At 32.6% G+C, this 26526-nt stretch carries 40 protein-coding genes; 37 read left to right on the forward strand and 3 right to left on the reverse strand.

Going from position 1 to position 26526, the window contains the following annotated elements; translation table 11 throughout:
- Nucleotides 1–21 precede the first annotated feature (21 nt).
- From ACI6MV_RS04860 to ACI6MV_RS05035, 36 genes are all read left to right on the forward strand, one after another.
- Nucleotides 22–444, forward strand: coding sequence for a hypothetical protein (locus ACI6MV_RS04860; RefSeq protein ID WP_407268899.1), 423 nt, complete (start codon nt 22–24; stop codon nt 442–444).
- A gap of 308 nt (nt 445–752) precedes the next feature.
- Nucleotides 753–1049 carry a hypothetical protein gene (locus tag ACI6MV_RS04865; RefSeq protein WP_407268901.1) on the forward strand — a complete coding sequence of 99 codons (297 nt, stop codon included), beginning with the start codon at nt 753–755 and terminating at the stop codon, nt 1047–1049.
- Nucleotides 1050–1063: 14 nt separating this feature from the next.
- Nucleotides 1064–1474: a hypothetical protein gene (locus ACI6MV_RS04870; RefSeq protein ID WP_407268903.1), complete on the forward strand. Its 411-nt coding sequence runs from the start codon at nt 1064–1066 to the stop codon at nt 1472–1474.
- A 63-nt stretch (nt 1475–1537) separates the two neighbouring features.
- Nucleotides 1538–1762, forward strand: coding sequence for a hypothetical protein (locus tag ACI6MV_RS04875; RefSeq protein ID WP_407268906.1), 225 nt, complete (start codon nt 1538–1540; stop codon nt 1760–1762).
- 200 nt (nt 1763–1962) lie between these two features.
- On the forward strand, nt 1963–2202 hold the full coding sequence (locus ACI6MV_RS04880; RefSeq protein ID WP_407268908.1) for a hypothetical protein: 240 nt from the start codon (nt 1963–1965) through the stop codon (nt 2200–2202).
- A 95-nt stretch (nt 2203–2297) separates the two neighbouring features.
- On the forward strand, nt 2298–2537 hold the full coding sequence (locus tag ACI6MV_RS04885) for a hypothetical protein (RefSeq protein ID WP_407268910.1): 240 nt from the start codon (nt 2298–2300) through the stop codon (nt 2535–2537).
- Nucleotides 2530–4467 (forward strand): hypothetical protein, encoded by a 1938-nt coding sequence (locus ACI6MV_RS04890; RefSeq protein ID WP_407268912.1) that lies wholly within the window; start codon nt 2530–2532, stop codon nt 4465–4467. Before ACI6MV_RS04885 ends, ACI6MV_RS04890 begins: the two co-directional genes overlap by 8 nt.
- On the forward strand, nt 4464–5900 hold the full coding sequence (locus ACI6MV_RS04895; RefSeq protein WP_407268913.1) for a hypothetical protein: 1437 nt from the start codon (nt 4464–4466) through the stop codon (nt 5898–5900). The genes ACI6MV_RS04890 and ACI6MV_RS04895 overlap by 4 nt, the downstream gene beginning before the upstream one ends.
- Before the next feature lie 288 nt (nt 5901–6188).
- Nucleotides 6189–6785 carry a GIY-YIG nuclease family protein gene (locus ACI6MV_RS04900; protein WP_407268915.1) on the forward strand — a complete coding sequence of 199 codons (597 nt, stop codon included), beginning with the start codon at nt 6189–6191 and terminating at the stop codon, nt 6783–6785.
- A gap of 419 nt (nt 6786–7204) precedes the next feature.
- Nucleotides 7205–7441, forward strand: coding sequence for a hypothetical protein (locus ACI6MV_RS04905; RefSeq protein WP_407268917.1), 237 nt, complete (start codon nt 7205–7207; stop codon nt 7439–7441).
- Entirely contained in the window at nt 7434–7673 is a 240-nt protein-coding gene (locus tag ACI6MV_RS04910; RefSeq protein WP_407268919.1) for a hypothetical protein, read from the forward strand. The genes ACI6MV_RS04905 and ACI6MV_RS04910 overlap by 8 nt, the downstream gene beginning before the upstream one ends.
- A complete protein-coding gene (locus ACI6MV_RS04915; protein WP_407268921.1) occupies nt 7673–7840 on the forward strand; it encodes a hypothetical protein in 168 nt (55 codons plus the stop codon). Before ACI6MV_RS04910 ends, ACI6MV_RS04915 begins: the two co-directional genes overlap by 1 nt.
- A 10-nt stretch (nt 7841–7850) precedes the next feature.
- Complete coding sequence (locus tag ACI6MV_RS04920; RefSeq protein ID WP_407268923.1) at nt 7851–8663, forward strand: hypothetical protein; 813 nt, start codon at nt 7851–7853, stop codon at nt 8661–8663.
- A complete protein-coding gene (locus ACI6MV_RS04925; RefSeq protein WP_407268924.1) occupies nt 8660–8944 on the forward strand; it encodes a hypothetical protein in 285 nt (94 codons plus the stop codon). The genes ACI6MV_RS04920 and ACI6MV_RS04925 overlap by 4 nt, the downstream gene beginning before the upstream one ends.
- Nucleotides 8945–8946: 2 nt before the next feature.
- The gene (locus ACI6MV_RS04930) at nt 8947–9288 is read left to right on the forward strand and encodes a hypothetical protein (protein WP_407268926.1); all 342 of its coding nucleotides are present in this window, start codon (nt 8947–8949) and stop codon (nt 9286–9288) included.
- Nucleotides 9285–9581, forward strand: a complete 297-nt coding sequence (locus ACI6MV_RS04935) for a hypothetical protein (protein WP_407268928.1) — start codon at nt 9285–9287, stop codon at nt 9579–9581. Before ACI6MV_RS04930 ends, ACI6MV_RS04935 begins: the two co-directional genes overlap by 4 nt.
- 183 nt (nt 9582–9764) lie before the next feature.
- Nucleotides 9765–10223 (forward strand): hypothetical protein, encoded by a 459-nt coding sequence (locus ACI6MV_RS04940; protein ID WP_407268930.1) that lies wholly within the window; start codon nt 9765–9767, stop codon nt 10221–10223.
- A 97-nt stretch (nt 10224–10320) separates the two neighbouring features.
- Nucleotides 10321–10443 (forward strand): hypothetical protein, encoded by a 123-nt coding sequence (locus ACI6MV_RS04945; RefSeq protein ID WP_407268932.1) that lies wholly within the window; start codon nt 10321–10323, stop codon nt 10441–10443.
- A 9-nt stretch (nt 10444–10452) separates the two neighbouring features.
- Nucleotides 10453–10740 carry an ImmA/IrrE family metallo-endopeptidase gene (locus tag ACI6MV_RS04950; RefSeq protein WP_407268934.1) on the forward strand — a complete coding sequence of 96 codons (288 nt, stop codon included), beginning with the start codon at nt 10453–10455 and terminating at the stop codon, nt 10738–10740.
- Nucleotides 10741–10845: 105 nt separating this feature from the next.
- Nucleotides 10846–11268, forward strand: coding sequence for a phBC6A51 family helix-turn-helix protein (locus ACI6MV_RS04955; protein ID WP_407268935.1), 423 nt, complete (start codon nt 10846–10848; stop codon nt 11266–11268).
- A 128-nt stretch (nt 11269–11396) separates the two neighbouring features.
- On the forward strand, nt 11397–11951 hold the full coding sequence (locus ACI6MV_RS04960) for a recombinase family protein (RefSeq protein WP_407268937.1): 555 nt from the start codon (nt 11397–11399) through the stop codon (nt 11949–11951).
- A gap of 135 nt (nt 11952–12086) precedes the next feature.
- Complete coding sequence (locus tag ACI6MV_RS04965) at nt 12087–13859, forward strand: hypothetical protein (protein ID WP_407268939.1); 1773 nt, start codon at nt 12087–12089, stop codon at nt 13857–13859.
- Nucleotides 13860–13870: 11 nt separating this feature from the next.
- Nucleotides 13871–15145, forward strand: coding sequence for a phage portal protein (locus ACI6MV_RS04970; protein ID WP_407268942.1), 1275 nt, complete (start codon nt 13871–13873; stop codon nt 15143–15145).
- On the forward strand, nt 15145–16026 hold the full coding sequence (locus tag ACI6MV_RS04975) for a minor capsid protein (protein WP_407268944.1): 882 nt from the start codon (nt 15145–15147) through the stop codon (nt 16024–16026). The genes ACI6MV_RS04970 and ACI6MV_RS04975 overlap by 1 nt, the downstream gene beginning before the upstream one ends.
- 128 nt (nt 16027–16154) lie before the next feature.
- Complete coding sequence (locus ACI6MV_RS04980) at nt 16155–16757, forward strand: DUF4355 domain-containing protein (protein ID WP_407268946.1); 603 nt, start codon at nt 16155–16157, stop codon at nt 16755–16757.
- A gap of 33 nt (nt 16758–16790) precedes the next feature.
- Complete coding sequence (locus ACI6MV_RS04985) at nt 16791–17603, forward strand: hypothetical protein (RefSeq protein WP_407268948.1); 813 nt, start codon at nt 16791–16793, stop codon at nt 17601–17603.
- 59 nt (nt 17604–17662) lie between these two features.
- Nucleotides 17663–17959 carry a hypothetical protein gene (locus ACI6MV_RS04990; protein ID WP_407268950.1) on the forward strand — a complete coding sequence of 99 codons (297 nt, stop codon included), beginning with the start codon at nt 17663–17665 and terminating at the stop codon, nt 17957–17959.
- 11 nt (nt 17960–17970) lie between these two features.
- Nucleotides 17971–18153, forward strand: a complete 183-nt coding sequence (locus ACI6MV_RS04995; protein WP_407268952.1) for a hypothetical protein — start codon at nt 17971–17973, stop codon at nt 18151–18153.
- A gap of 10 nt (nt 18154–18163) precedes the next feature.
- Nucleotides 18164–18469, forward strand: coding sequence for a phage head-tail connector protein (locus tag ACI6MV_RS05000; RefSeq protein ID WP_407268957.1), 306 nt, complete (start codon nt 18164–18166; stop codon nt 18467–18469).
- Nucleotides 18466–18795 carry a hypothetical protein gene (locus ACI6MV_RS05005; protein ID WP_407268959.1) on the forward strand — a complete coding sequence of 110 codons (330 nt, stop codon included), beginning with the start codon at nt 18466–18468 and terminating at the stop codon, nt 18793–18795. The genes ACI6MV_RS05000 and ACI6MV_RS05005 overlap by 4 nt, the downstream gene beginning before the upstream one ends.
- A gap of 6 nt (nt 18796–18801) precedes the next feature.
- Nucleotides 18802–19131, forward strand: a complete 330-nt coding sequence (locus tag ACI6MV_RS05010) for an HK97 gp10 family phage protein (protein ID WP_407268962.1) — start codon at nt 18802–18804, stop codon at nt 19129–19131.
- Nucleotides 19128–19520, forward strand: coding sequence for a hypothetical protein (locus tag ACI6MV_RS05015; protein WP_407268966.1), 393 nt, complete (start codon nt 19128–19130; stop codon nt 19518–19520). Before ACI6MV_RS05010 ends, ACI6MV_RS05015 begins: the two co-directional genes overlap by 4 nt.
- A gap of 15 nt (nt 19521–19535) precedes the next feature.
- The gene (locus tag ACI6MV_RS05020; RefSeq protein ID WP_407268969.1) at nt 19536–20090 is read left to right on the forward strand and encodes a hypothetical protein; all 555 of its coding nucleotides are present in this window, start codon (nt 19536–19538) and stop codon (nt 20088–20090) included.
- Nucleotides 20091–20147: 57 nt separating this feature from the next.
- Nucleotides 20148–20468 (forward strand): hypothetical protein, encoded by a 321-nt coding sequence (locus ACI6MV_RS05025; protein ID WP_407268971.1) that lies wholly within the window; start codon nt 20148–20150, stop codon nt 20466–20468.
- A 62-nt stretch (nt 20469–20530) separates the two neighbouring features.
- Complete coding sequence (locus ACI6MV_RS05030) at nt 20531–20776, forward strand: hypothetical protein (RefSeq protein WP_407268973.1); 246 nt, start codon at nt 20531–20533, stop codon at nt 20774–20776.
- Nucleotides 20763–23000 (forward strand): phage tail tape measure protein, encoded by a 2238-nt coding sequence (locus ACI6MV_RS05035; protein ID WP_407268975.1) that lies wholly within the window; start codon nt 20763–20765, stop codon nt 22998–23000. The genes ACI6MV_RS05030 and ACI6MV_RS05035 overlap by 14 nt, the downstream gene beginning before the upstream one ends.
- 73 nt (nt 23001–23073) lie before the next feature.
- On the opposite strand, the gene ACI6MV_RS05040 is transcribed toward ACI6MV_RS05035, so the two are convergent.
- Nucleotides 23074–23217, reverse strand: coding sequence for a hypothetical protein (locus ACI6MV_RS05040; protein ID WP_407268977.1), 144 nt, complete (start codon nt 23215–23217; stop codon nt 23074–23076).
- Nucleotides 23218–23641: 424 nt separating this feature from the next.
- Between ACI6MV_RS05040 and ACI6MV_RS05045 the strand changes: the two genes are divergently transcribed.
- Nucleotides 23642–24007 carry a hypothetical protein gene (locus ACI6MV_RS05045; protein WP_407268979.1) on the forward strand — a complete coding sequence of 122 codons (366 nt, stop codon included), beginning with the start codon at nt 23642–23644 and terminating at the stop codon, nt 24005–24007.
- Nucleotides 24008–24099: 92 nt separating this feature from the next.
- Here ACI6MV_RS05045 and ACI6MV_RS05050 read toward each other — a convergent pair whose 3' ends face one another.
- Nucleotides 24100–26046 (reverse strand): insertion element protein, encoded by a 1947-nt coding sequence (locus tag ACI6MV_RS05050; protein WP_407268981.1) that lies wholly within the window; start codon nt 26044–26046, stop codon nt 24100–24102.
- A 6-nt stretch (nt 26047–26052) separates the two neighbouring features.
- On the reverse strand, nt 26053–26289 hold the full coding sequence (locus ACI6MV_RS05055) for a hypothetical protein (protein WP_407268983.1): 237 nt from the start codon (nt 26287–26289) through the stop codon (nt 26053–26055).
- Nucleotides 26290–26526: the final 237 nt, after the last annotated feature.

Genomic DNA, 26526 nt, shown 5'->3' on the forward strand with positions numbered 1-26526 from the left:
AAAGCAAGGGGAGAAAAGCAAATGGAGATCAAGTTGAATGATAACATATTACTGGATTATAACATTACAGGAATTTGGAAGCACAGGTACAATTTTTTAGTGAGTAACGACAACGATCGTTTAGATTTTGAAATATTTCTAGAGGAACAGGGAAGTGTACCAGAGGCAATGTGGATGCTTAGAAAGCAAAGGATTGACGAAAATTTGCCAAGAAGAAGAGAGTTTGCAATGAAATACAGAAGAAATAAAAAAGAGGCTCTTGAAATGCTTATGCAAGAACCTGTTGACAATTGCGAAATTGAAGTACTCGATGGTCACACCGCATATTGGATATATGACACCTTTCTAGAAGATATGTCGCACACAGTGCACAGTTTGGCTAATTATTTTAAATTTGCTAATTGCAAAGATGATTATCTAACCATGTTCGAGGATAGGGCATAAAACTTATATGGCTGTTACGATTAACTGTGGCAGCCATGAAATTATCTGTTGACAATGTGTTATTCCTATAATATACTTACAACTTTTATAAATAAATACGATTTATAGTAATTTTTTATTGACAATATACATTTAAAAATGTTATATTTATTAATTGACATTTTATAAGATTGTGTTAATATAAAAGTGTAACCAAAGAGGAAATCTATTAATCTATTGGGATAAAAATCAGAAAAGGTGATCTAATCTTTAATGTTTTTTTGTAGATTTATCTTGGTTAAAATGTATAACTTGAAGGAGGTGAACAAGTGGATTGTACAATTGAAAAGCAATTAAAACAAATGGAATATAACGTGAGACAGGCAGGAAAAGCGATGTTGCAAGAAAGCAAAAGAGAAGTAGCTTGGACAGATAAGAGATGCAAAGAAATTTATACTAAACTAATAAACTATGCTGGCGGAACAAAGATTGTAAGAAAAGGAATGCAAGGCAAAGCTAAACAACTTGCAATAACGTCTTTTCTAAAGGGAATAGAACCAAATTATGATAAATTTAAAAAAAGTGTTGAAATTGCTAATAGTAAACAAAGTAAACATCAAAAATAAAGGAGATGGTTTAAATGGAAGCAAACAATACTGTAAATTTGGAAGAGGTTAAGCACAAAAGGGAATTAAGAGAAGCAAAGGAAATGGTTAATGCAGTTCATTTGATTGGTGAGGATAGAGGGAATCAAGTTGATCTTTTAATTGATTTCATTGAACAAAATGGACTAGATGAAAAACTAATTGATCATATGAAAGATATTGAGAACCAAGAGGAAATTCCAATGTATAGGAGTGCAGCAAAGGCATTCAATGATTACTATGTACATGACATTTTTGTGATGAATGAGTATGACCAAAACAAAGAAATGTTGGAAGAAGGTTCTGATTTTTTGTTGGAACCAAATAAGCCTTTACTTAAAGTAGATAACCCGATCGATTATGGAGAATTACCGATTGTAATTGCAGATAGAATGAATGGTTATTAATAATAGAATTAAAAAAGAATATAGCAAATTTCATATATTGAGAATTAAAGGAGTGATAAATGATTGAAGGAAAGGTACTTCATAGATATTGAAAAAAGAAATGATAAATATGAAAGTGTGTTTGTAAAGGATGGCAATGACAAAGAAATCATCCACGTAGGTACTGGTGATTTCTACAGGGACTATGATTTGGTCAATAACTTACTAAACGAACTGAAACGACAACTGAATATAAATGTCTTACGATTAACAAGTATAGACGACTACATGTTTAAGATTAACAACTAATCTTTTTTATTTGTTGCGTTTTAATATGAAAAAGTGCATACCAAACGCATTATAGTATTTAATGTCGTAATAACAATATTATAGCGACATTGATATTGATTGTCAAATACAAATTGAAGGGAGTGATTAAATTGAGTGTCATTTGTGGTTGGTAGTTACTTTTGCTTTAGGTGATAAAAAATTTAGGAGGAAATTATAAATTGAAAGAGTCTGTTGAAAGTATTAAGAATGCGGTGAAAAATTCTTTTGGTGGAAAGGTTATGGACGTTAAATATACTTGTGGGAAGTGTAATGAAGTAACTGTTGTTTCTGTGGATTTTTCAAATGGAACATACAAATGTCACAACTGCAATTCTGATGTTGATATTGAAGATCAGCAATACATAGCTATTTTCGAAGATTTAAAATCTGTATTTGGTGACAATATTCAAATCATTTAGATATCATCAACTGGTGCACCCTTAATTGGGTGTGCCAGCTTTATCTACTTACTTACAAAATGTTAGTTCGTTGAAAAAATAAGGAGAGTGATCGATTGAAAAATTGTACCACATGGGAATCTACGATAAATGAATACTTTGAAACTATGTATCTAACAGATAGTCCATTACAAGCACCGGAGAGACATCGTAAGATCACTGAGACGGTCAAATTAGGCACTATAGATAGTCCTGAATGGAAAGATGTAGATAATAAACTTGAAGCCAATAAGAAGCCTTCTAAGCAGCGTAAACGAGGCAGACAAAAGAAGAAAAAGGGGGAATCGAATGGATAACAATACCGTTAGGGTTATGCTTGACCCAAAAAGATTTACAAGCAAGCCGACTGGATACGAAATAGGAGCCATTAATAATCGGATTATACATAAGGGAACCTCGCTAGATGTTGAATCTTTAGCAAGAGAATTGACAAATGGGAGAACAATGGTTTGTGGTAATTTGAACGACAAAAATGGAGAACTAAAGAGGCGAATAGCCAACTGGAAATCACAACAGGTCATTGCTTTAGATTTTGATAACGAAGTACATATGAAAGACAGTAACGGAAAAGAGTACAAAGTTAAAGAAGTATCAATGACAATACAAGATGCTTTGCAAAATGAATTTATTAAGAAGTATGCAGCATTCTTGTATACCACATTTTCACATACAAAAAATCACCCGAAGTTTAGGGTGGTATTTGTATTAGATCGAATTATACATACATATAGCGAATTTAAGAGTTTGATAAGTGGATTAGTGGACAACAAGTTTAGTGGGGTTGTAGATAAAGCTTGCAAGGATGGTACACGTTTATTCTTTGGTGGAAGGGAATTATACCCGATCAATTACGAAAACCGTCTACCGTCCAGTCCTACCCTTTGGGAGAACATACAGGGTATAGAATATATATGTTCGCCAAGAGGGTATACCAAACCCAATATACCAAATACACATTCAAATAATATTACAAAAGACAAAGTGAGTCAACATAGAAATACAAATAACTCTGCATCAAATATTAATCTAATTATAAATAAGGATATTACGTTATTACAAAATAAGATTAATCCAACACCTAAAACATTATATAACAATCATCAAGTGTATGACTATTTAAAGCAACAAGATTTAAAAGTATTTCTAGGTGTTAATGCTAAATCGATTTACGACATATTCCATGATGAAAGCAGTCCTAGTGCTTCAATATTTCAATCAAATGAAAATACTGGTCATTGGTTTTATAAGTGCCATTCCACTTCCAAGCCTTTTACCGGAACAATTATTACGATTGTTGAGAAGTTGCTTAATTGTTCTATCGTTGATGCAAAGAAGTTTCTCATGAAAGTGTACAAGATTGAGATAACAGAAAATGAAACTCAGAGACGGTTAAAGGAAGAAATAGATGCTTATAAATACATGTTGCAATCGGAAGAACTGTCTATTTTATATCCGAACTTTAGCAAACTGTTTAATCGTTATGGGTTTATCGATAATTTATACATATTGCTCGATTTAGTAAAAGAAAACTTACCTGCTGATAGTTATGATCCAAGACTACTTTTTTATCATTCAATTAGAACGATAGCAAAGCAGTTTAGATTGGGTACTACTTCAACAAGTAAGAGAATGAATTTCTTCACATTCTTTCGTTTGATTTACAAATTAGATGAACCAGAAATACCAAAAGAAATTAAGCAATTCCAGTTACGTAACCAAAAGAACAATCACCATAAATATAGAAACAATACATATGAAATGAATATTTACAGTTATGATTTCTTCTCGGAGCTAGAAAAACAATGTGAAGAATGGATTCGTAAAGGGTTAACGACAAAGACAATGAATTATGAGGGAATACTCAGGAATTATGGACGTGAAGAAGCTGACAGAGTATTTCCGCAAGACAAAGGTAAAGAAGTTAGTCAATTAAGGAATGATGTCGTTTCGTTATTAGAGGGAACCACATTGACTCTTATCAATGAAAAGGGATGGGCAACGGAGAAAGAGGTATTGGATGAGGTTACTCTAAAATTTAAGGGACAACAGGTGTATAAGCAAGATCAGTTAAAGAGATGTATTGGTGACATGTTAGATAAATACAATCTGCAAATTGTTAAAACTAACAAACAAGTAAAAGAAGAGTACGGAATTACTGAAGAGCAAATGTCCGTGTTTAGTTATCCAAAATTAATAGTTGAAAATACAAAGGAGAATGATATTTGAGCAAATCTTACAATCGTAAAGCGATAAAGGATAATGGAGAGGTAATTAATATTACCGAAGTTTTAAAAGAGATAATCAGCAAGTTAAATTGGAGTGAAAGCGATCCTGTAGAACGAAATAACAAAATTAGGCAACTGCTTGGTGAAAAAGATACTGGAAATTTACATAAAGATATACAAGCGTACATAGAAACACATGCGTATCATAGCAAATATGTTGGAGTTAAAAATGGAATTAACGGTGATCCATTGTCCGAACAGATTTATTTTAATAAGAAATTAGAAAAGTTAGTTGATTATATAATCAGTAAATATGAAAATAATCCAGATTCCTTCTTTTGGAATCATACAGTGTTGAAACAGTCCAGAATCGATCAAGACAGAAGTGATCGGGAAAATAAAAAAATTATAGGACTAAATGTAAATGTGATAGATGATTTTAATTCAAGTGTTCCAGAAACGGTCTTGAATGGATTAGAATTACATGCGGATTATTTAGAAAGTTATACAAGCAAATCTGACAAGGATTTTCGTTTAAGTGAGGAGCAGAAATTAAAAAGAAGAAAACAGGAAGTTAAGGACAACTTAGACAAATTTCCCAGCCTTAAAGTTAATTATGACATTTGGAAGGATATTGGTCTCAAATACGGTTTAGACATTGAAGAATATAGTCAAGATGAACGTAAAGAGTTGGAATCGTATTGGTTATCGGAATTTGCAAAAGAGGATCATGAACATAGTCCAAAGCAAAGACTGTACCTATTGAATCATTATTACAATTCATTAGGGTATGAGTTATCTTTATTGCTAAATAACCTGAAAGATACTATTACACCACACAAGCAAAATCAATATACAGAGACGGTTGATTATGATTCAGTAATAGACAATACTGTCGATTTAAGCCAACAGAAGCATGTTGTTGCGTTACTATCAATAAGTTATCAAGGTAATGAGTATTTTCCATTATATGTTAGTCTTAAACAAAAATATGAAGATAAGATTGACTCAGGAATTTACCATCTATTGCATGATTTTGAAAACGCAATCGAGCATACTGATTTTAGTGAAATGCAGAAGGATATATTAGAATTGATCCTAAATGAACATAAGAGTTATAACATTTATTTGAATGGCAGCAAAGATAATCCTTACAAGGGATTAAGAAAATACATAAATGAAAATTATAAGAATGAACGGTCAAAGGCTAATATTATAAATATCATAGAATCCCAGATTGCTAAGTTAATAGCCAATACATATCAAGATATACAAGATGGTGTTCCCTTTAAGAAATGTATTCAATGTACAGAAGAAAAACTAGGAAATAATGATAATTATGGTGCAGATAAGAGAAATGCTGATAAACTTAAATCAGTTTGCAGAAAATGTAATGCGAAAAACGAAAAGAAAAGAGAAAAAGTATTGACATAAATAATTATTAGTGATATATTTAATGGTTTTACACCATTAAATATCAGTTTATTAGATTATCTCTCTAATAATAGTGTAAGGTAGAGATTCCTTACAAATTACATTCCTTTGAATTCTTTCGGATTCTTTGCGAAATCTAACTAGTGCATTCATTATGTATTGAATCCGTTGTGGATTCGTTCAGTAACCTTAATTGGTTGCTGTATTTTTTTGTGCAAATATAAAGAAATTGACATCATATAAATTAAAAAATAAATTGATATTGTGGAAAGAATGGAGGGAAGGATGATGCAAAGCAAACAACAAATTCTTGGTCTTTATGCTGAAAAAAAAGGAAAAGGTATAACAAATAAGCAACTCGCAAAGGAAGTAGGATTGAACCCTGCAACTATTAGTAGGTGGTTTAATTTTAAAATAAATTTGTCTGAGCAAAAAGAACTGGAAATTAGAAATTATATTAAAAGCAAAGTAGAACATATTGTATATAGATTTATTGGTGAGAATGATCATGTCATTTATGTGGGAAAAACTTCAAAGGGAATTGATAATAGATTGAGGTCTCATATAGGTACTAGTGTTTTTGAATTTCATAAATATCTTAAAATAGAAAAAATTGATTATATTGAATTAGACTCTAGTGTCGATGCAACAATCTTAGAATTATTTCTCATTAATAAGCATGATCCAGAATACAACAAACAAGGAACATTAAGCGAAAAATCAAGTCTTAATATTCCTATTCCATGTGAATGGAAAGTTTACCCAATCAATGAATTTAAAAGAATGCTGCGTAAAAGAGTAAGTAATAAAGATAATATCGATATACCTAAAAGTGAATACAAAACTTTAAAAGGTAAAGTTGATGAATTATTGTTAGTGAAATAATGATCGATTAACGTTCATCAAGGACGTTTTGAGATAAATCCCATATTGTCGTTAGCAAGCGACAATAAATAAGTTGCATTATTTAATTCTATTTTAAGCATTAAATTACGGTATCGGCATATTTAGTTCTATGCTGCCACTCCGAATCCACCGTGGGTAAAGTAAATGGATTTGGATTATAGATAGCTAGTGCTATTTATAATTTCCTCTGGACATGAGCTTAGGTGAGTAGCAATCTTCTTGTTGCTTGCCTTTGTGTTCGTGTTTCAAAATAGAAAGGTTTGATTTGATGAGTAAAAGAATAAATAAACCTCAATCGTTTGACGATATGTTAAATAATTTTATGAAAGATTCACGTATGAAAAATAGTGAAGTAAGGAAACGAAATAAAACAAAACTCGAGGGGAGAGTTCCGTTGTATGAGCGACAAAATACAAAAATTGAAAAATAGTATTGAAGATACATCATTAGAAAATAACAGTGAATCAGAAAACGTTAGAGAAATTGTTAATGACGAAAACAACAAATTGTATAGACGGATTGCTGGTCACTTCCATAAAAATAATGATGAGTTAAAACAGGTTTTACAAGAGCTAGAGGATTTAAAAATATTTATTAGATATGCCATTAAAAGTGAGAATGATAAAAATGGATAGAGTATTTGTTTTTAAAGAAGAGTTGGGGAAAGCGTTATTGCAGCAAGATATTGAGTTAAATAATTACATCGAGAATACGCTTCTTACAATCAAGAATATGGATGACGATGAAGCTCAAGCAACTATGGAAGCATTGTGTAGTTATTTTAATAAATCTGCAAATATACTCCTGAAGCACAAAGCATTCCTAGTAGCATATTGTGATTTGCCGGACAATGAGGTGGTACATTGATGGGATTGTCTGAAGAAGCAAAAGACATACTGGAAGAGTCTTTCAAGTATATAGATGATGGTTTAAATAGGCGGTTTGAGCAACAAAATGAAGCGTTTCAGAAACAAATAGAACCAATTGTGGATTTGTTAGAGGTGTTGATTAATAAGTTATTAGATAAGGAATAGGAGTGGTTTATTGAGCCTTTATATCGCTGGCGATGAAGATGTGAATGATATTAAAGATGTTGTTGCAGTAGTTGCAAATAGCAAAGATGAATTTATTGGTAAGTTGGTCGATCAAGTCTATGCTGAAGAGTTTGAAATCTACAGTGAAGATCGTTATTTAGACGATTTTTTAGATGATGTCAAAGGTAACGAAATGGCAGTATTTAGTTATGCAGCAATTGGAGATATCGAAACTTTTAAAAAGCGAGTCTTTTATTTTACTGACCTAAAGTATTACGAATATAAGGAGTTTGATATGGAAAAAGATTTAAAACCATTTATAGCAGCTCATAAGGATCTAGAGAAACTTAACGATGTGATGGTAGTATTTGCTAACAGTGCGGATGAAGCAACAGTGAAAGCTATTGATATATACACAGAGGATGAAATACACGATTCTATATTTAGGGAGCATATCATTGAGAAAGCAGTGAATTTTAGCGTAAATACGATGTTTTGGAATGTAGATGGGCATTACGCTTTTAATCAGTATTGTGGTAGCGATAAAGTGTATAATCCGCATGTTTATATTAAATATCGCGGAAAAAGTGAAGAAGAAATACATAAGTTAGTTGATCAAGAGTATCGAAAGAATGTGCTTAAATTTTTCGCTGATAGCGATAAGGACTATGGTCAACAATATATTGATTATATTTTTGGTGATTACGAACCTAATTTTGAAGATGATTTTTATCGTTACTTTTGTAAAAAATTATGTCTAGCAGGTGAATGGGCTGAATTTGATGTTATGCCTGTTGAGTTACCTAGCGAGGTGTCAATTTGAAGAGGACAGTGTTAACAAACGGTTACTATGATCTCGATTGCGATGTATTTATTGCGAGAGACGAGTTATGGGATTGGGAATGTCCTTGCCATGATACGGACAACTGGTATTTGGCAGAGAAAGTAATCCAGACAACGATGTTATGGAATGATCAAAAATTGCCGACTAGAGAAAATGAGCAGTATCATTTGGAAAAAAGAATGGATCATTTGTTGTTATTACTTTCAGATGAGGAAAGGGAAGTGTTAGCAGATAAATTAAAGATAAAAAAAGGAGATTGATTTTGAAGAAATACAAATTCTATAAAAATGATAAATTGCAATTTACTACTGAATCACAGAATGAATGGGATGCAAAGTTGAGATTGTTTTTTGAAGTAGTGTTGAAAGACAAAGAATTTAAAAATTACTGCATGAATTTAAGTGTATTAGAAATTTTTAATAATTTTGATACTGGAGTTAGATTGAAGAATGTAGATAGTGAAACGGGAAAAGAATCCTATGAGGATGTATCAATTTTTGAATTGTTAGATCAACGTAAACTTGTTACATATATGCAGTTAATATTTTTAGAATGGGATTATCCAAATAATTGGAGATTAGCTGAAGAGGAGAATGTCTATTGAGAAGTGTACAAGAGGAGTTTAAAACAATTAGCAAGTTGATTTTACATGTGTTAGAGGAATATCCAGAGACAAGAAATAGTGATAATAAATTGTTTATCCAATGTGCAAAAGAATTAGGTGCAGAATCATTAGAAGAGTTAGAGGATAGCAAGAAGTTAAATATGATAAGTGTACATAAAGAAAGACAACGGATTCAGAATAAATTAGGATTATGGAAAGCCGATGATGAAGTACAAGGGTACAGAAATCAGCGAGAGAATGAAATTAGAGATTATATGAAACAAGCAAATTAATTACATACATAATATTTTATTCTGGGCATTGATAGTGTCCTATTTTTTTGAAATGGCTAGTGCGTGATTGTAAGTGCAATTCTTACACATTTCTCCAAATTTTAGCAGGGAAACCTTCATTTGTGTCGAATGATTAATATAAGTGACATTTGTTACTTAATTGATAATGGAGGAGGATTAAAAATGGATAGAATTGAAAATTTTTTAAGTGGTTTGCAAGAATGGAGTTCATCAATAAATAATGGTGAAAAAGAATTATCTGAGCTCATTATGTCTTTAAGTCAATCATTAGGTGGAAAATTATTTACAAAAGATATTAAACAGTTTGAGGAAAGAATCAGATATTTGGTTAAAGAAGTAAAAATTGGTGAAATGTTTCTTGTAAACAGTCTTATTAATGAAGTTGATAACGTTTTGAATCGTAGAATTAATAGCTTAGGTGAGAAATTATCATTCAATGAATTTTCTCAAGAATTGGATCGAGCGGAATTTGGAATTGTCACCAATATGAATAAACAAAATGATTATGAAACTGTAAGGGAAAATATAGAAAATTATGAAGAACAAATAGATAAATGGAATTTCGTAAAGAGTAGCTATTTTACCAAGTCAAAAGAAAGACAATGGCTTAGAAGCAGATAGTAAATAAATTTTTAAGAGCAGCCTTAACAGGCTGTTTTTTGTTTGGATAAAATTAAGGGAGATGATGAATATTTTATTAGCATTTCAAATTATATTAATGATTGCGTTAGTAATTTGTTTCTTAGGCGCTATCGGATCAGAGGATAAAGATCAAAGGTTGCAAATGACATCCATTTCAATTGCCAGTATAGCAGCTATGGTTGTTACGTTTTGGATTTGAGGTGTGTAGATGTTACCTCATAAAGTAAAAGTTGCTGGAATTACATATGATGTTATGGAAAAAGATTTTATTGAAATAGACGATAATCGAAACTATCAAGGCAAATGTAGCTTTACAAATACTAATATAGAAGTTTTGAGTTCGTTATCAATTGGAAGAAAAGAAGATGTGTTTGTACATGAGTTATTACACGCAATCTTTACTGAAGCTGGATATGATGATCAAGATGAAGAAATGATAATACGTGTTGGTAAAGTGTTACATCAAGTATTAAGGGATAACAAATTTGAATTTTAAAGATAAGAGTTAATTTTACGATACTATATATAGTGTATATATGAATATTTAATTACTGTATAATGTGTTTAATAAATGTTCAATGTTAGGAGGTGTCTATTAATTATGACTGAAGAAAAATTACCACATAATAAAGAAGCGGCAGCACAATTGTTAGCAAGTGGAAGCATTGAAAAACAACATATTGCCGACCAATTAGGGATAAGTAGGACTACATTGTGGGCATGGGAAAAGAATGATGAAAACTTTAAGGCGAGAGTGGACGAACTGAAACGTGAATTTGAAAGTTTTGGAATAAGGCTTATTGAAAGTAAATTGGTTGATGCGGTAAATGAGTATTGGAAATTGATTAAGGCAACGGATAATGCTAGGGTTGCAGCAGATGGTTATAGATATTTCATAGATCGCAAGCTAGGTAAGCCGACAAGTAAGCATGAGATTGATACTGGAATAGTTAATTCAACTGTTGATGATGATGTACTTGATGTTGAGTATGATCAACTGGAACATGAAGCGGAAGAGGATTGATATTTTTTTGTCCTTGTGGTGTCATAACTCAAAAGTATTGACACTGTTATCCGTATGTAGTATTATCAGTATATACAGAGGTGTCACAACTTAGTGTCATTAGTATATAACTGATTGGAGTGCTATTTGTGAAATATGGATATGCAAGGGTAAGTACAGTTAACCAAGATTTGGAATCCCAATTACAACGCTTGAATGCTGAGGGTTGCAATAATATTTATAAGGATAAGTTTACTGGAACAAAACGAGATAGACCAGAGTTCAATAAACTTCTAGATGTATTAGATGAGGGTGATACTTTGGTGGTTACTAAACTTGATCGTTTTGCTAGGTCAACAGTAGATGGTATTCAAACCATTAGAGAACTATTTGAAAAAGGTGTAAAGGTTCATGTATTGAACATGGGACTCGTAGAAGATACACCAACAGGTAGGCTTGTATTTAATGTTATGAGTGCCTTTGCTGAATTTGAAAGAGATATGATTGTAGAACGCACTCAAGAAGGAAAGGCAATAGCAAAGCAACGTGATGATTTTAGAGAAGGTAGACCAAACAAGTATAGTAAGAAACAAATAGAACATGCTCTAATGTTATTGCAGCATAACTCTTACAAACAAGTTGAAGAAAAAACAGGTATTAGTAAGAGTACATTGATTAGGGCAAAGAAAAAACTAAATAATTAATTGTTAGGCAATCGTAGATAATCGGTTGTCTTTTTTGTTGTGAAAATGTAAGGGGTGGGTGCTTTCTAAATCGTATGCTTCAAAAATCCCTGCAACAAGCTCCACAATTTTTATCATAAATTTACCAGTCTGGAGGTGGAAATAATAGCGGATATATTCAACACAAAAGAAAATGTAAAGTTACTTAAAACTTATCTGTATAAAGATGCAGTAAACAATCGCAAACTATCTCACGATAAAGCGGTTGAATTTGTTGACAATACTGTTACTAAACATAAAAATAATTTGTTCGGTAAGAATTCATTAGCTTATTCTTTAGGACGTAGGAGTATTGTTTTCTATTGTTTATTCTTCTTACAAGATTTCTTTGTTCCTAAAGAATCCAATCAATCCAGACCATTGGCAAATGTGCATTATCAAGTGTGGCAGGAATTAGAAGATATATTTATCCATAACAAGATTGACAAAGAAGAATTTATACTCCCAAGAGGTTGTGCAAAGACAACTATTATTGATATGGCATTGTCTTGTTGGCTTCATTGTTACCAAATTAGTCACTTCACTATTGTTTTAGCGAATAGAGAACTCGATGCTACAAATTTTGTTGATCAAACTAAAAAGGCATTAAGGAATTCATATATTAAAAATACTTTTGGTGAATTGATTAATCCACGTAAGCGGACAGTTAATAAATTGGAACTAGAATTAGATAATGATACAAAAATAGCAGCATACTCTTCTGGATCATCTGTTCGTGGTGCTTCTTATATTTCTCCTAAAGGTATTTTTCGTCCGATGTGCTATATTGCTGATGATTATATTTCTCAAAACGATATTTTAACCGATGAATCTAAACAAAAGAAATATCAAAATTGGTTAAAGGAAGTTGAAGAGGGAGGCGACTCTTCGGTAATACGTGATGGAAAATTGATTAAATCAGCCACAAAGTTTTTAGTACTTGGAACTCCCTTAGCAACTGGAGATTTCATTGACCAAATACGGAAAAATCCTGAATATAAAGTATTTCAACGGTCTGTTGTTAACTTTGATATAGATGAATATTTCGATAATAATTCTTATTGGCAAGAATTTAAGACTATATATTTTGACGACAAAAGGGAAGATGCTTTATCCGATGCAAAACAATTCTATTTAGATAATAAAGAACATATGGAATTTGAAACCATATGGGATAAATACGATTGCTTTGATTTGGGTAAAAAGTATTTTGGTAAACGATTGGCATTTATGCAGGAATTAATGTGTAATGTGGAAAATATTGGTGATAAATGGTTTAAATCTAATCGTACTCAACCAAGAGACGAAATTGAATCTCACAAATTTATTAAAACGATGCTTGCTATTGATACAGCAGGTGTAAAAAATAAAGATAAAAAGCGTTCAGATTCATTTTCATTTGTTGTTGGTTCATTATCTGACAATGATTTTAAGTATGTGCGTGAGGCTCATCTTAGAAAATTTGATGATGAGTTTGATAAATATATAAGTCATGTCATTGAATTGTTAAAAGAATATGAAGAAATTAGTCATGTTTACATAGAAAAAAATACATACAACGGTTTGGATGTTGATTCTATAGAAAAGGAAATAGCAAAAGATAAAGAATTGTCTAGTCGTAGGATTACTTTCATCAATGAAATGCAGCGTAAAAATAAGGACGATAAAATTTCTACTATTGTTTCAGATGTAAACAACGGTAGGATTATTTTTTGTGAAGAAAGAGTTGAAAAACAATTTCTCTCTCAAATCATGGATTTTGCGGGACAGCATTTTAGTTTACATGATGATGCTCCAGATTGTCTTACTGAATTTGCTAACAGGATTGATGAAATCAAAGTGAATAATAGAAAACTACAATCATTAGACCGGAAATTATTCGGTATTTAGGAGGTGTGAAATTGGTAACAGTTGATCAAATAAAGGAAGGCATAAAGAAACATAAATCAGAACTTCCACGACATCAAAAAAATTATAATTATTACATCGGTAAGCACGATATCTTAAACAGGAAATTGCCTGACTCAGAGAAACCAAATAATAAAATAGTAACTAACTACCCTCGAACAGTTATTGACACAACAGTAGGTTACTATGCTTCAAAACCAATCTCATATGTGAGTAAAAGCCAGGATCAAAACTATCTATCAGATTTAAACAATGCCTTTTTTATGAATGATGAGGAAGATTTAAATGCTGAGATAGCTAAAAATAATGGGATATTTGGTAAATGTTATGAGGTACATTGGATTGATAAAAATGGCAATCAAAGATTTACTCAATATTCTCCTTTAGAAATGTATGTCGAAAAGGATAGCAAGGACAATATTAAATATGCTTTTCGTTACTGGACTGAGGAAGTAAAAGATAAAAAAGTTACTAAAGTAGAGGCATATGGTGATGATGGGATTTACTATTTTACTTCTGATGATGGGAAAGAATTCTCATTAGATCCAAATGAACAAAAGAAAAATCATTATTTTGGTGAGATTCCAGTTGTAATACATAAGAACAATGATGAAGAATTAGGGGATTTTGAAAGTGAAATTCCAATGATCGATAATGTGAATAAATTACTCAGCGATTCGAGTAATTCCATCGAGGCATGGGTTAATGCTTATCTAGTATTGGCAGGATATAAAGGTACTGACTCAGAAGACATCAAGAAAATGAAGCAGGATGGTGTACTTCTATTAGATGATGTCGGTCAAGCCAAATTCCTTACAAAAGAAGCCGATGGAGATTTCCAACAAACATTCTTTGAAGCGTTAGATAATTTAATCCATGAGCATACCGCAACACCAAAACTTACAAGCGAAAAATTTGCTAGTAACCTTTCTGGAGTTGCTATTAAATTTAAATTATTCAGTCTTGAAGCCAAGTGTTCGGTTAAAGAAAGAAAAATGAGTAAAGCGTTGAGGAAACGTATTCGATTAATTACAAAAATTCTTAATCTAAAAGGAAAAGCGTATAATCCTTCAGAAATACGTTTTCAATTCTCTAGAAATATTCCTCAAAATGAAGCTGAAATTACTGACCAGATTGTTAAGTTGTCGGATAAGGTAGACGATGAAACATTATTGTCATGGCATCCAAGAATCCAAGATCCTAAACAAGTTATTCAAAAACGGAATGAAGAACAAGATTCCATGAATTTGGATAGAGATGTTACCTAATGGACAATTTCCAAGAGGAACTTTTAAATCTTGTTGAGGAAATGTTCGATGTGTCTGAAGACGATCATCAAGAAATATTGCGATTATATAAGAAATCTAGAGACAATATAAACCAATTTATTTCTAAGTTGTTTATGGACTATGGCAACGATGGACAGATAGAATACTCAGAATTACAAAAACATAATCGTATGCAGAAGCTAGAGAAATTTCTTAAAGAAGAAGCTGCTACAATTGCAAAAGAAGAAATAACGATTATGACAGGTATTCTTGTTAGTACATATGGAATGTCTTATTACAAAACAGCCTACAAAATGGAGCAAAACTTAGAAATAGGTATTAATTTCAACCTTTTAAAAGATGAATTTGTAGATGAAGCAGTAAAGTTTAACTGGTCTGGGATTCCCTTCAGTGAAAGAATCTGGGATAACACGGATTCACTTGTTAAAGGTCTGAGAACAGAACTTACAACAGGTATTCGAGAAGGTGAATCCATTGATAAGGTTGCAAGAAGGATTAATAAACAATTTAACTCCAAGGCTTATCAATCTAAGAGACTCGTTCAAACGGAAGCTGCACGAATAATAGGTGCTGCACAAGATAAATTGTATACGGATTCGGAAATAGTGAAACAAGTAGAATGGGTTGCTACATTAGAATCTAATACATGTTCAGAGTGTGCAAGGTTAGATGGACAACGATTTAATCTAGAAAATGATAGCAAGCCCTCCATTCCTAGGCATCCACTTTGTAAATGTTGTTTCATTGCTATCCCATATGCAGACTACCAACCTAGTAAGCGAAAAGATAATGAAACTAAGGAAGTTATTGAGTATTCCAATTTTGAAGAATGGGCAAAAACAAAAGATATTAAATTATAAATCAGTCACTTATCTAAGTGGCTTTTTATATTGTCTTTTTTTCTGTTGTAGACGTAAAAGAACAACTTGAAAACAAAAATATCTAACACATTATGGCTCGTACATGATGGGTTAAGGAGGATTAATAAATGGATTTAGAACAAATTAAGCAATTTTTAGAAGACAACAAAGATCAAGAGGATGTAAAAGCATACATTGAGGGGCTATCTCAAGTAACACCTGATGGAGTGGAAGCATTTCTTGAAACTGATGAAGGAAAGAAACTCTTACAACCTAAGCTAGATAACAATTTTACAAAAGGTTTAGAAACTTGGAAGAAAAATAACCTTAAAAAAATTGTTGATGAGGAAGTAAAGAAATCTAATCCAAAAGAAACACCTGAGCAAAAACGTATTAGAGAGTTGGAAGATCAATTCACTAGTATGGAGAAAGAAAAAACACGAGAGAGTTTAAAAAATAAGGCTCTTACAACACTTAACGAGAAAAAACTTCCTTCAAATTTGATTGATTATTTAATTGGTGAAGATGAAGAATCAACTTTATCAAATTTAGGAAAGTTTGAAGAGGTATTTACAACTCAACTTCAATCGGCTGTAGATGAAAGATTGAAAGCAGATGGCACAGATTTGAAAGATAATAAGAAGCCAACAGCATTTACAAAGGAACAAATAGATAGTATGAGCACCAAAGAAATCAATGATAATTGGGAATCAATAAAAGACCAATTATAATAAAAAAATTAGAAAAGGATAAGGTGATTATTTATGGCAGTTACAACTTTTAAGAAAACAGTTTGGGAAGCACGTTTATTAGCGAATTATTCTAAAACATCAATTGCGGAGGTAATTACAACTCCTCCAACAACAATTGAAGGTAAAACAATGAAATTTAATAAAGCTGGTGCGGTTGATGTAAAAGATTATACAGGCACGGTAGTTTGGGATGAAATTGATACTACAGATGTTGATTTGAATATGGATCAACAAAAATACTTTGCCTTCACACTAAATGATGTAGATGCAGTTCAAGCAGCAGGTGATCTAGTTGATGCCCATGTTGCAAATGCCTCTAGTGGTGTTCAAGTGGAAACAGATTCATATGTTTTGGGGTTGTATACTGATGCACATGCTGATAACACAATTGGTACAGATGCAGCACCTGAAGCACTAACTAAGACTAACGTATATGATTATATTGTTGATTTAGGTACTAAATTAAATAAAAAGAAAGTGCCTAAAACTGATCGATATGTAACTATCAACTCAGATGTATTAGGATTACTTTCTAAAGATGATCGTTTTACTCGTCAACCTGTAGTTCTTGAAAACGGTGTAGTAGAGGGTCAAAAAATCAACGGTTTACAAGTAGTTGTGTCTGAGGAATTAATTGAAGTAGATGGTAAATTACATATTGTTGCTAACCATAAAGGTGCTATTGGATACGGAAAACAGATTGATCAAATGGAAGCTTTACGCTTAGAATCGAAGATGGCTGATGGTGTTCGTGGATTAACTGTATTTGGTGGCAGTGTAATTCGTCCTGAAGGTGTAGCTGTACTTACTGCGACAATCGGATAATAAATAAATTTAGTGGGTAGGGATAATTCTCTACCCTTCTTTTAATGGGGTGATAATAGTTGTACGGAAAAATTGTAGCATCGGACGGAGTTATTGAACTTGGAGAGGCAACCGAAAAGGAAATATCCTTCGAAAAGCCATTATCCTACCTTTCCATAATAATTGAACATCAAAGTAAGGTGTTTATTAATGGTGATCCAGATGGAATATGTCTCCCTATGCAATATACGCAACCTTTAGTGTTAAGGGATGTGCCTATATGGAAATTAAAGGTAGCTAGAAATGGTACTAGTTTACAACTAAATAATAATGATGATCTGCCTTATTTTGGGTTTTATTATTATGGAATGTATTAAGGAGTGATTAAATGGAATTCAAAAATACAGAAACAGGTGTGGTTTGGGATATTACAAATGATACACATATCAAACGTTGTGAAAGTGATCCAAACTATGAAAAAGTTGAAGAGAAGAAGGTTACACCCAAGAAAACAAATACAGGTGCAACCAAAACTACACAACGTAAAAAAGCTACTTCCGCAGAAAAGTAGGTGAAAAAAAATGGCAGAATTATCAAATGTTAAGGCTTTACTAGGTATCGATGAATCTGACACTAGTAAAGATGGTGTAATAAATTTGTATATCTCGAGAGCTACAAATTATGTATTAGGTTATTTGAAAATAGAAGAAATTCCTAGTGCTTTGATTGACGTTGTGGAAGATATTGCAGTATTTAAGTATCGACAAAAAGGTGTGGAAAACATTAAATCAGAAGGTAAGGGTAGTTTAAGTGAATCATACATAGAATCCCTTCCAGAAGATATTAAGGATCAATTAAAATCACATCGAAAGGTTAGGATTGTATGAGGTTAACAAAAAAGATGTATTTTATTGAAGAAGGTGAAAGGGAAATCATCGACTATGATGCATTATTAAACCCTATTTACGGTGATGCACCTGCAACCGAATACATTCCTTTACCTTGTGAGATTGAGCCTTATTCAAACGAATTGGCTACTACAAGATATGGTGTGTTTGTAGATGCTACAAATCGATTATTTTGTGAGCCGAACAATAGAATTAGTTTGAATATAGAGATTACTGATCAGCCGAATGGCGAAGGAAATGTCTTTGTCGTTACTGAAAATATGAAATATGACAAGCACTATGAAGTTTTAATAAAAAAGGACTGATGATATATGGCAAAGTCCAAATTTCAACAAGCAAAAGAAGATATGCGAAAAAAACGTGAGTTAACAATGGAAACAATCATTGTATTTGCAGAAGGTGAAAGCAAATTAAGAGCTCCAGTAAAAACAGGACATCTCAGAAGAAGTATTACACATAAGACAGAGCATAACGAAAATATCTCTAGAGGTGTTATTGGCTCTAATGTGGAATATGATCCGGTCATTGAATTAGGTAGTGTAGCCAGAAATATTAAAGCCCAACCACACCATAGACCGGCAATCGAAGAGAATTTTGGGATAATCGGTGATATGATTCAAAAAGGGATGAGCCTAAAATGATGATTACCGCAGTATTGAATTATTTGCGTTCTGATAACGAACTAGTAGGTATGTTAGGTCATACACAGGGAAAGCCAAGAATTACAGCTTATAAACCTGAAGTAGATTTAGACGATTATCCTTATATCGTTGTAACGTTAACACCCTATCAAATGGGATTAGCAACAGATCAATACAGGTGTGAAGTAAGGATTGTAACGGATGATGCTTTAAAGGTTGAAAAACTTACAAAATACGTTACTAGATTGTTACACTTCAGGACAAACCCAGTAAACAATTTTAATAATGAGACAATCTATCACTCTCGCCATTCGGGAAGTGGTTTTTTATTTGATCCAGAAGAAGAAATCTTTGAACAAGCATTGTTTTTTATAATGAAATTTAAATGAAAAGGATGATTCATAATGGCAAAAGACGATATTTTGTTAGGTAGTGGACAGTTATTTTTAGGAGAAATTGAAGATGTTGAGACCGCAACTGAGTCAGAAATTGAAGCAGCATTAGAAGAAGTTGGTCATATTAGTTCTGGTGCAGCATTAAGTTATTCCCCAGAGTTTTACGAAGTAAAAGGTGGAGAGCTTAATCAAGTAATTAAAACATTCTTAACCAATGAAGAGGTTACATTTACTTCTGGCATTCTAACTTGGAACCTTAAGAACATTGAGAAGTTAGTTGCAGCATCATACTCAGAGGATACTGAAGCAGGTACTAGACGAATTGGTATTGGTGGATTAAAAAATGTTCCTATGAATTACTTGCGATTTGTACATACAAAGCAAGATACAGGCAAAAAATTGACCGTAAATATTTTCAAGGCACAGAACCAAGGTGGAATTGAATTGAACTTTAATCCTGAAGAAGAAACTGTAATCGATGTTGAGTTTAAAGCTATTCCAGCTAAAGGTAAAGCAGATGGTAACTTAGTAGAAATTATTGATGAGGTTGAAGCAGCAGTTTAATTGATTGGAAGGGTCTATCCCTTCCTTTTTTATTTATTAAAATATGGAGGTCTTATAATGTCAAAAATTTATGATTTAGATTTATTAGTGGAAGAATCGATAACATTTAAAATTGGTGGAGAAGATATTGAAATTCCAAGTTCCCCTAGTACAGCATTAGTTATCAAAATTATGAAATTAGAGGAAAAGATGAAATCTGTTGAAACACCTGAAGAACAAATGTCTCTTCTAGCTGAAATCGTTGCTTTATTACTTTCGCAAGGCGAACGAAAAGTGACTAAGAAATTTATACAAGATAAATTCTCTATGAGCCAACAAAGAAAAGTTGTTGATGTGTTTAAATCAACTATGCAAGGAATTGAAGAAGACCCAAATTAAAAATGCCCTACCTACCTGATGTAGGAGGTAAGGGCGAAACAAAAAGTGTCCAAGTACGGATAATGCCTAATATTACATACGTAACACGCAAAGCCCATATGGGATATGAGCAAGTAATGAAATTGCCGTATCCTATTTTTGTTTCTTATTTAGTTGAGAACAAAATTATGGATCTTCAGGAAACGGAAGAAGGACGAGAATATTTAAGGAAAATCGAGAGATTAAAAGTAACTACTCCAGATTACTCGAAACTCAAATCTACAAGTGGCTACAAGCAAAAGGCAGGTGAATCGAATGCCAGAAGTTGATTTAGGTAATTATGGTGCTGAAATTTATCTGGATGATAGTAATTTTAATAGCACTATGGATAATGCTGATAGTAGAATGAAAAAAACTGAATCAAAAATGGGTTCCTTTGCAAAAGGTCTTGGAGGTATTGCAGCAGGTGCGGTTGTAGGATTAGGTACTGCATTACTCGGAGCAAGTATAGCAGGTACAAAAATGGCAGATGATTTAGACAAAGCTCTAAATGGTCTCCAAGCAAGTACAGGCTCAACAGATGACGAAATGAAGGGTATGGAAGACAGCCTTAAAAATATCTATAATGCCAATTATGGAGAGTCTTTTGACGATATTGCACAATCAATGGCATCTGTTAAACAGAATACAAACTTAACTGGTGATGCCTTAGAGGATGCAACAAAAAATGCAATAATGCTACGTGATACCTTTGAATTTGATGTAAATGAATCTGCAAATACTGCAAATTCGTTAATGAAACAGTTTGGTATATCATCGGAAGAAGCATACAATCTCATGGCACAAGGTGCTCAGAATGGTGCTAATAAAAATGGTGATATGTTAGAGGTGTTAAGTGAGTATGCACCACAATATAAAGCATTAGGTTTTAGTGCTGAAGAGTTTACAAATACTCTAATTGATGGTGCTGAAAATGGAGCATTCCAAATTGATAAAGTCGGCGATGCAATAAAAGAATTCAACATTCGTTCAAAAGATGGCTCAAAAACATCTGCTGAAGGTTTTCAAACTTTAGGTTTAAATGCAGAAGAAATGACATCTCAATTTGCACAAGGTGGAGAAACTGCACAACAAGCGTTCCAGCAAGTTGTAACTGCATTGAATGGTATTGAAGATCCAGTAGAAAAGAACGCAGCAGGAGTCGCTTTGTTCGGTACACAGTTTGAGGATCTTGAATCTGGTGCAATAGCTGCTTTTGCGAATATTGGAGATAAAGCTGATTTATCAAAAGATGCATTATCAGAAATAGATCAAGTTAAATATGATTCCTTTGGTGAAGCAATGCAAGGAATAGGACGTAACTTCCAGACTGCATTAATCGAACCCATGCAAAAATACGTATTACCTCTATTAAGTGAATTCTCTCAATACATATTTGATAATATGCCACAAATACAGCAAACAATGAAAACTGTTTTTGATGCTATTGGTATAGCAATAAGCACGACAATAACATGGGTCGGAAATCTAGTAAACTGGTTAAAGACGTGGTTTCAAAACAACCAAGATACCATTAATGGAATTAAAGCAGGATTTCAAGATTTTGTGACTGTTGTGGTAAATTTGGTTAAAGGTTTCGTTGATTTAGCAACTAAGATATGGGAAAAATATGGCGATACCATACTGAAATATGCTAAAAAAACCTTTGACAATATAAAATTAGTCATTAGTGGTGTATTAGATGTCATAAAAGGCATTATTAAAACGGTGACAGGTATTATAACCGGTGATTGGGATAAGGCTTGGGAAGGTATCAAGCAGATATTTAGTGGTGTTTGGAAGGCAATTGAAGGGATTGTAAAGCAAGCTCTCAATTATCTGAAAACGGTAATCACTATTGCTTTCGATGCAATCAAAAGTTACATATCTGGTGCTTGGAATAAAACAAAAGATATTATAGCTAATGTAGCAGATAGCATTTGGTCAACTGTTAAGAAGCGATTTAATACAATGAAAGATACTATTGCAGTCATCTTCGAAGCAATAAAGACAACTGCAGGTAATATTTTTGATAAAATAAAATCCGCGATCACTTCCCCAATCGACAAGGCTGTTAGCACAGTAAAAACCCTTATTGGAAAAATAAAAGATGCTTTGAACTTTAATTGGAGTTTGCCTAAATTAAAAATGCCTCATGTCTCTGTGGATATGAAAAAGAAATTCGGAATACCATATCCAGATTTTGATATTTCGTGGTATAAAAACGGGGGCATTTTCGATAAACCTACCCTTGCAGGTTTGGGAGAAGCAGGTAAAGAAGCAATCGTTCCTTTAATTGGTCGTCAAATGGATCCGTTTGCTGATGCGGTATATAAAAGAATAGCTGATAATTTATCAAGTAATAGAACAACTAATAATGAATCACAAACAACTAATCATTCCAATACATTCCACATAAATATAGACGGTTTCGATGGTTCCGAGAATGATGCCAAAGATTTTGCAAAAGAACTAAAAAAAGAATTCAAAGGCTTAGGAGTCTCATTCAATTAATATTCAACCTCACCATTAATTTGGTGGGGCTTTTTTTGTGTCTATTATAGAAAAATAGCCCTAATTTCAAGGACTATTTAAATAACTTCCCTATTGTTTTACCTGCAATTTTCCCCGATATTCTTCTTCCGATTCTTTTTCCTACTTTTTTCTTTCTAACCGCATCCACATCATTCCATATACGCAACATTTTATAGATTTTAGATTTAAGACTCATTGGTTTGATCACCTCTTTATAATAAATACGTAGATATAAGCAAAAAGATTCAAATTTAAATAAAGTTATTGGAAAATTATGCATACTATTATATAATGTTTGTGAGGATTTAATTATACTCTGCACATGAGAGTGAGCATTGTGGGTGTGCGACCCACGGAAAAGAACCTTGCCATTAATTTTAAGTAGTTCAGTTTTGGAGTACAAAATCACAAAATGTACTTCAAAATGGACTACTTTTTTCATTTAAACTTACATACTAAATTACATAAAAAATGATTTATAAAATGCAATCAAAAATGATTATTGAATGAAAATTTGTAATTTTGTGGTATTATGATAATATAACTTAAAGAAATAAATGCTTATTCAACTAACGAGCAGGTTAGTTGAATAGGAGATAAAGAAAACAGGGGGATGAAATATGAAAATCAAAAATATTATTATCGTGGTATCTGTTTTATTGAATGTTGTATTTGGTTTTTTATTCTATAATGAGACTACAAAAAAAGGTCCCGTTGATGTTGGACTATCGTTTAAAGAAGCAGTTCGAGTTGAAAATTATGAACTCGCTAAAACACTTATGGCTGAAGGCAAACAAGAACATATAGCTGAGGAAACATTAAAGAAAGTAAATGAAGTTATGAGTGCTGGTACAAGTTTCAAAACCTATGAGTTGTTGGAATTTGATAATGGAGAAATGGTATTACTTAATTTAACACCAGACGCAAAGTATGAAATACAAGATGTTGTAATTGTTCCTGATGAATTAAAATCCATCTTTAAATAAAAGACATTCTTATTGCGTTAACGGGTGCTTTAGTTGAAGAAGAACAGTAGAGATAAAGCACAAGAGCTTGGAATTACTCCAAGCTCTTTTTGTTATTTGAAATAAATTATATCTTTCCAATCAAATTGCTTATCTGTAATCCCTAATCTTTGAGCAGGAGTCAAAACCTTTTTATCCGCTGATTTAAAAGGGCGACAAAAGTTGTAGTAAGTTCTTAGAATTGTAATCGCATATTGAGCATACTTCGGATTGAAGTTAGCGTAAATATAACTCTTCTTATCACCACGAGCTGTTGTTAACGGTCTTTCAAGAGATGATATATAACGTCTTATCTGTTGAATAAAGCTATTGGTCGAATGGTCATTAACATTTAAAAGCATCTTTGCGATTTCGTTTGGTTCCAGAGCAGATAAATCCGTTCTACAATCAACTGAATAAAATCCTTTATCCTTAGTAGCTAATGGATGTTTTATAGGGTTATCGGCATATTTGCGATATCTTTCTCCATCTTTACTGATAGCCTCTTCGTGGAATTGATGACTTGCTAGTAATTCCGTTAGATAATGATATGCCAATGTCCGTAGAAACTTTGTTTTGAATCCTCTGATATCTCCCCAATCAAGCAATTCTGCTTTTGCTTGTCCGAATTCTTCTAAGCATTGTTTTCTACTTTTCGTCTTGTTAACTCGGCATATAAAATGATGTGCATCGCTCAAGCTTAATTCCTTCGTGAATACTCTATAAAAGGCGTTTCTAATAGAGAAGTCATCATCACTAATCATTCGCCATTCATCAGCATTAACCATTTGTTTAATTAACCAATATTGAGCAGTTGTAGTGTAAGGTGCATTAACATTTAAACCATCGACAAATCTACTTCTATTAGAAATTTTCCCTAATTCGTGAAGATAAGCATTCCTATCTTCGCTATCGTTAGCAGATGGTTCTTGTGGATAATAAGACCAATCTAACCTATCATTCTTACGACTAAAAGTATTGAGATGGTCTTCTTTTAATTTTCTTGTATCTTCATTTAATTCATCCATTGAAATATTCCAATCATAGGCAACATCTGAACGGAATACATATCTTGATAAGACCTCAGCAGATACAACTATATACGTTTGCATATTAAGGTCTTCAAACCCCGTAAATTTCTTTGAACCTTGCCCTTTCTTACGGACGTTATTTAGGTAGTAGTGCATCTTGTCCGTATTAAGCCACATCTCGTTAAATTTCTTTGTTTGAAGGGGTTGTGTCTCATATCGTTCTAAAAACTCCAAACAACGCCTATATAGCCACTCCAGCTTATGATAGTAGGTTCCAACTCCAATTTCTAAAATATCACAAGTACGACTGACTGAAACCCTTCCTACAACCATCTTAGCGAACATTGGAAGAATAGTGTTCTTTTGTTGGTGATAAGTAGTGGTTTCCTCTCTTTTTGGTAGGACATTAGTGAACTTCTTACACACCTTACATTGATAGCGTTGAGACTTGCCCCTACTTTTCCCTCTTTTGTAAAATTGCTTTGGCTCTTTAAATGGCGTTGTATCTACTTCCGAGCAGCCTTCTTTATGAAATTGATAATCTGGCTCAACATCTCGGATGCTATTGATTTCTATAAGGCGTTTAATTTCTTCAGCAACAGACCAGTTAGATAAAGGGGTTACTGTGCAGTTTTGCGATACACCTCTACCAATCGGATTGTCATTGCAATACAAACCTTTGTGGTCTTTGGAACTTCCAGTCAATTTATAACGACTCGGTTTGCTTTTTACATCTTCGAACTTGTGCTGTTTCTTCCCAAAATTACAACAAAACGGATTGATGCAGTAATTATATTGAATGGGATATTCAGAACCGCTCCATTTAAAAGACGTTGGCAAGAACAACATTTTGTTATACCTTGTTGCAAATCGTTTTGGAGTTAATAAATCATATTGTTTAGCCCTATCTTTTAATTCTTCATTTGAAATCGGAATTTGAACATCTACAATTTCATCTTCCTTTGTGGCTAATCTTTTAAGTTTGGTCATTGTCTATCAGCCCACTCTATCTTTGATACCCATTTTTTCAACAATTCGCTTATTACTTCGCTTGTTGGCAATCCATTCAATAAACTTCTTATCGTCTAAAATGTTCATTAAGAATTCATCCACTGCCTCACTTTCAGTACGCTCTGCATATTCAGCATATTGCTTTACTATCACCCTTACTTGCTCAGATATTTCCCAATCCACAGACTTAGCGTTCTTATTTTTTGGCTCAAGAAATTGCATAAGAAAATGCACCCCTTATTGTATAGTAAATTGTAACAATTTTAACACACCAATTTACACTCCTACAATAATTATTTCACGTTTGCATTTTTATATACATTTTAACCTGCATTTTTGGTGCAAATTAACAACAAACCGTTGATTTAACAATAAAAAATGAGTATCAAATTCAGTTGCAATTTGATACTCATTTAATCTTACATTTTCACTTTTTGTACTCCAAAACTGAACTATTTA

It is taken from the genome of Radiobacillus sp. PE A8.2 (assembly GCF_045635475.1).
In the GTDB taxonomy this organism is placed as follows: domain Bacteria; phylum Bacillota; class Bacilli; order Bacillales; family Amphibacillaceae; genus JBJGXI01.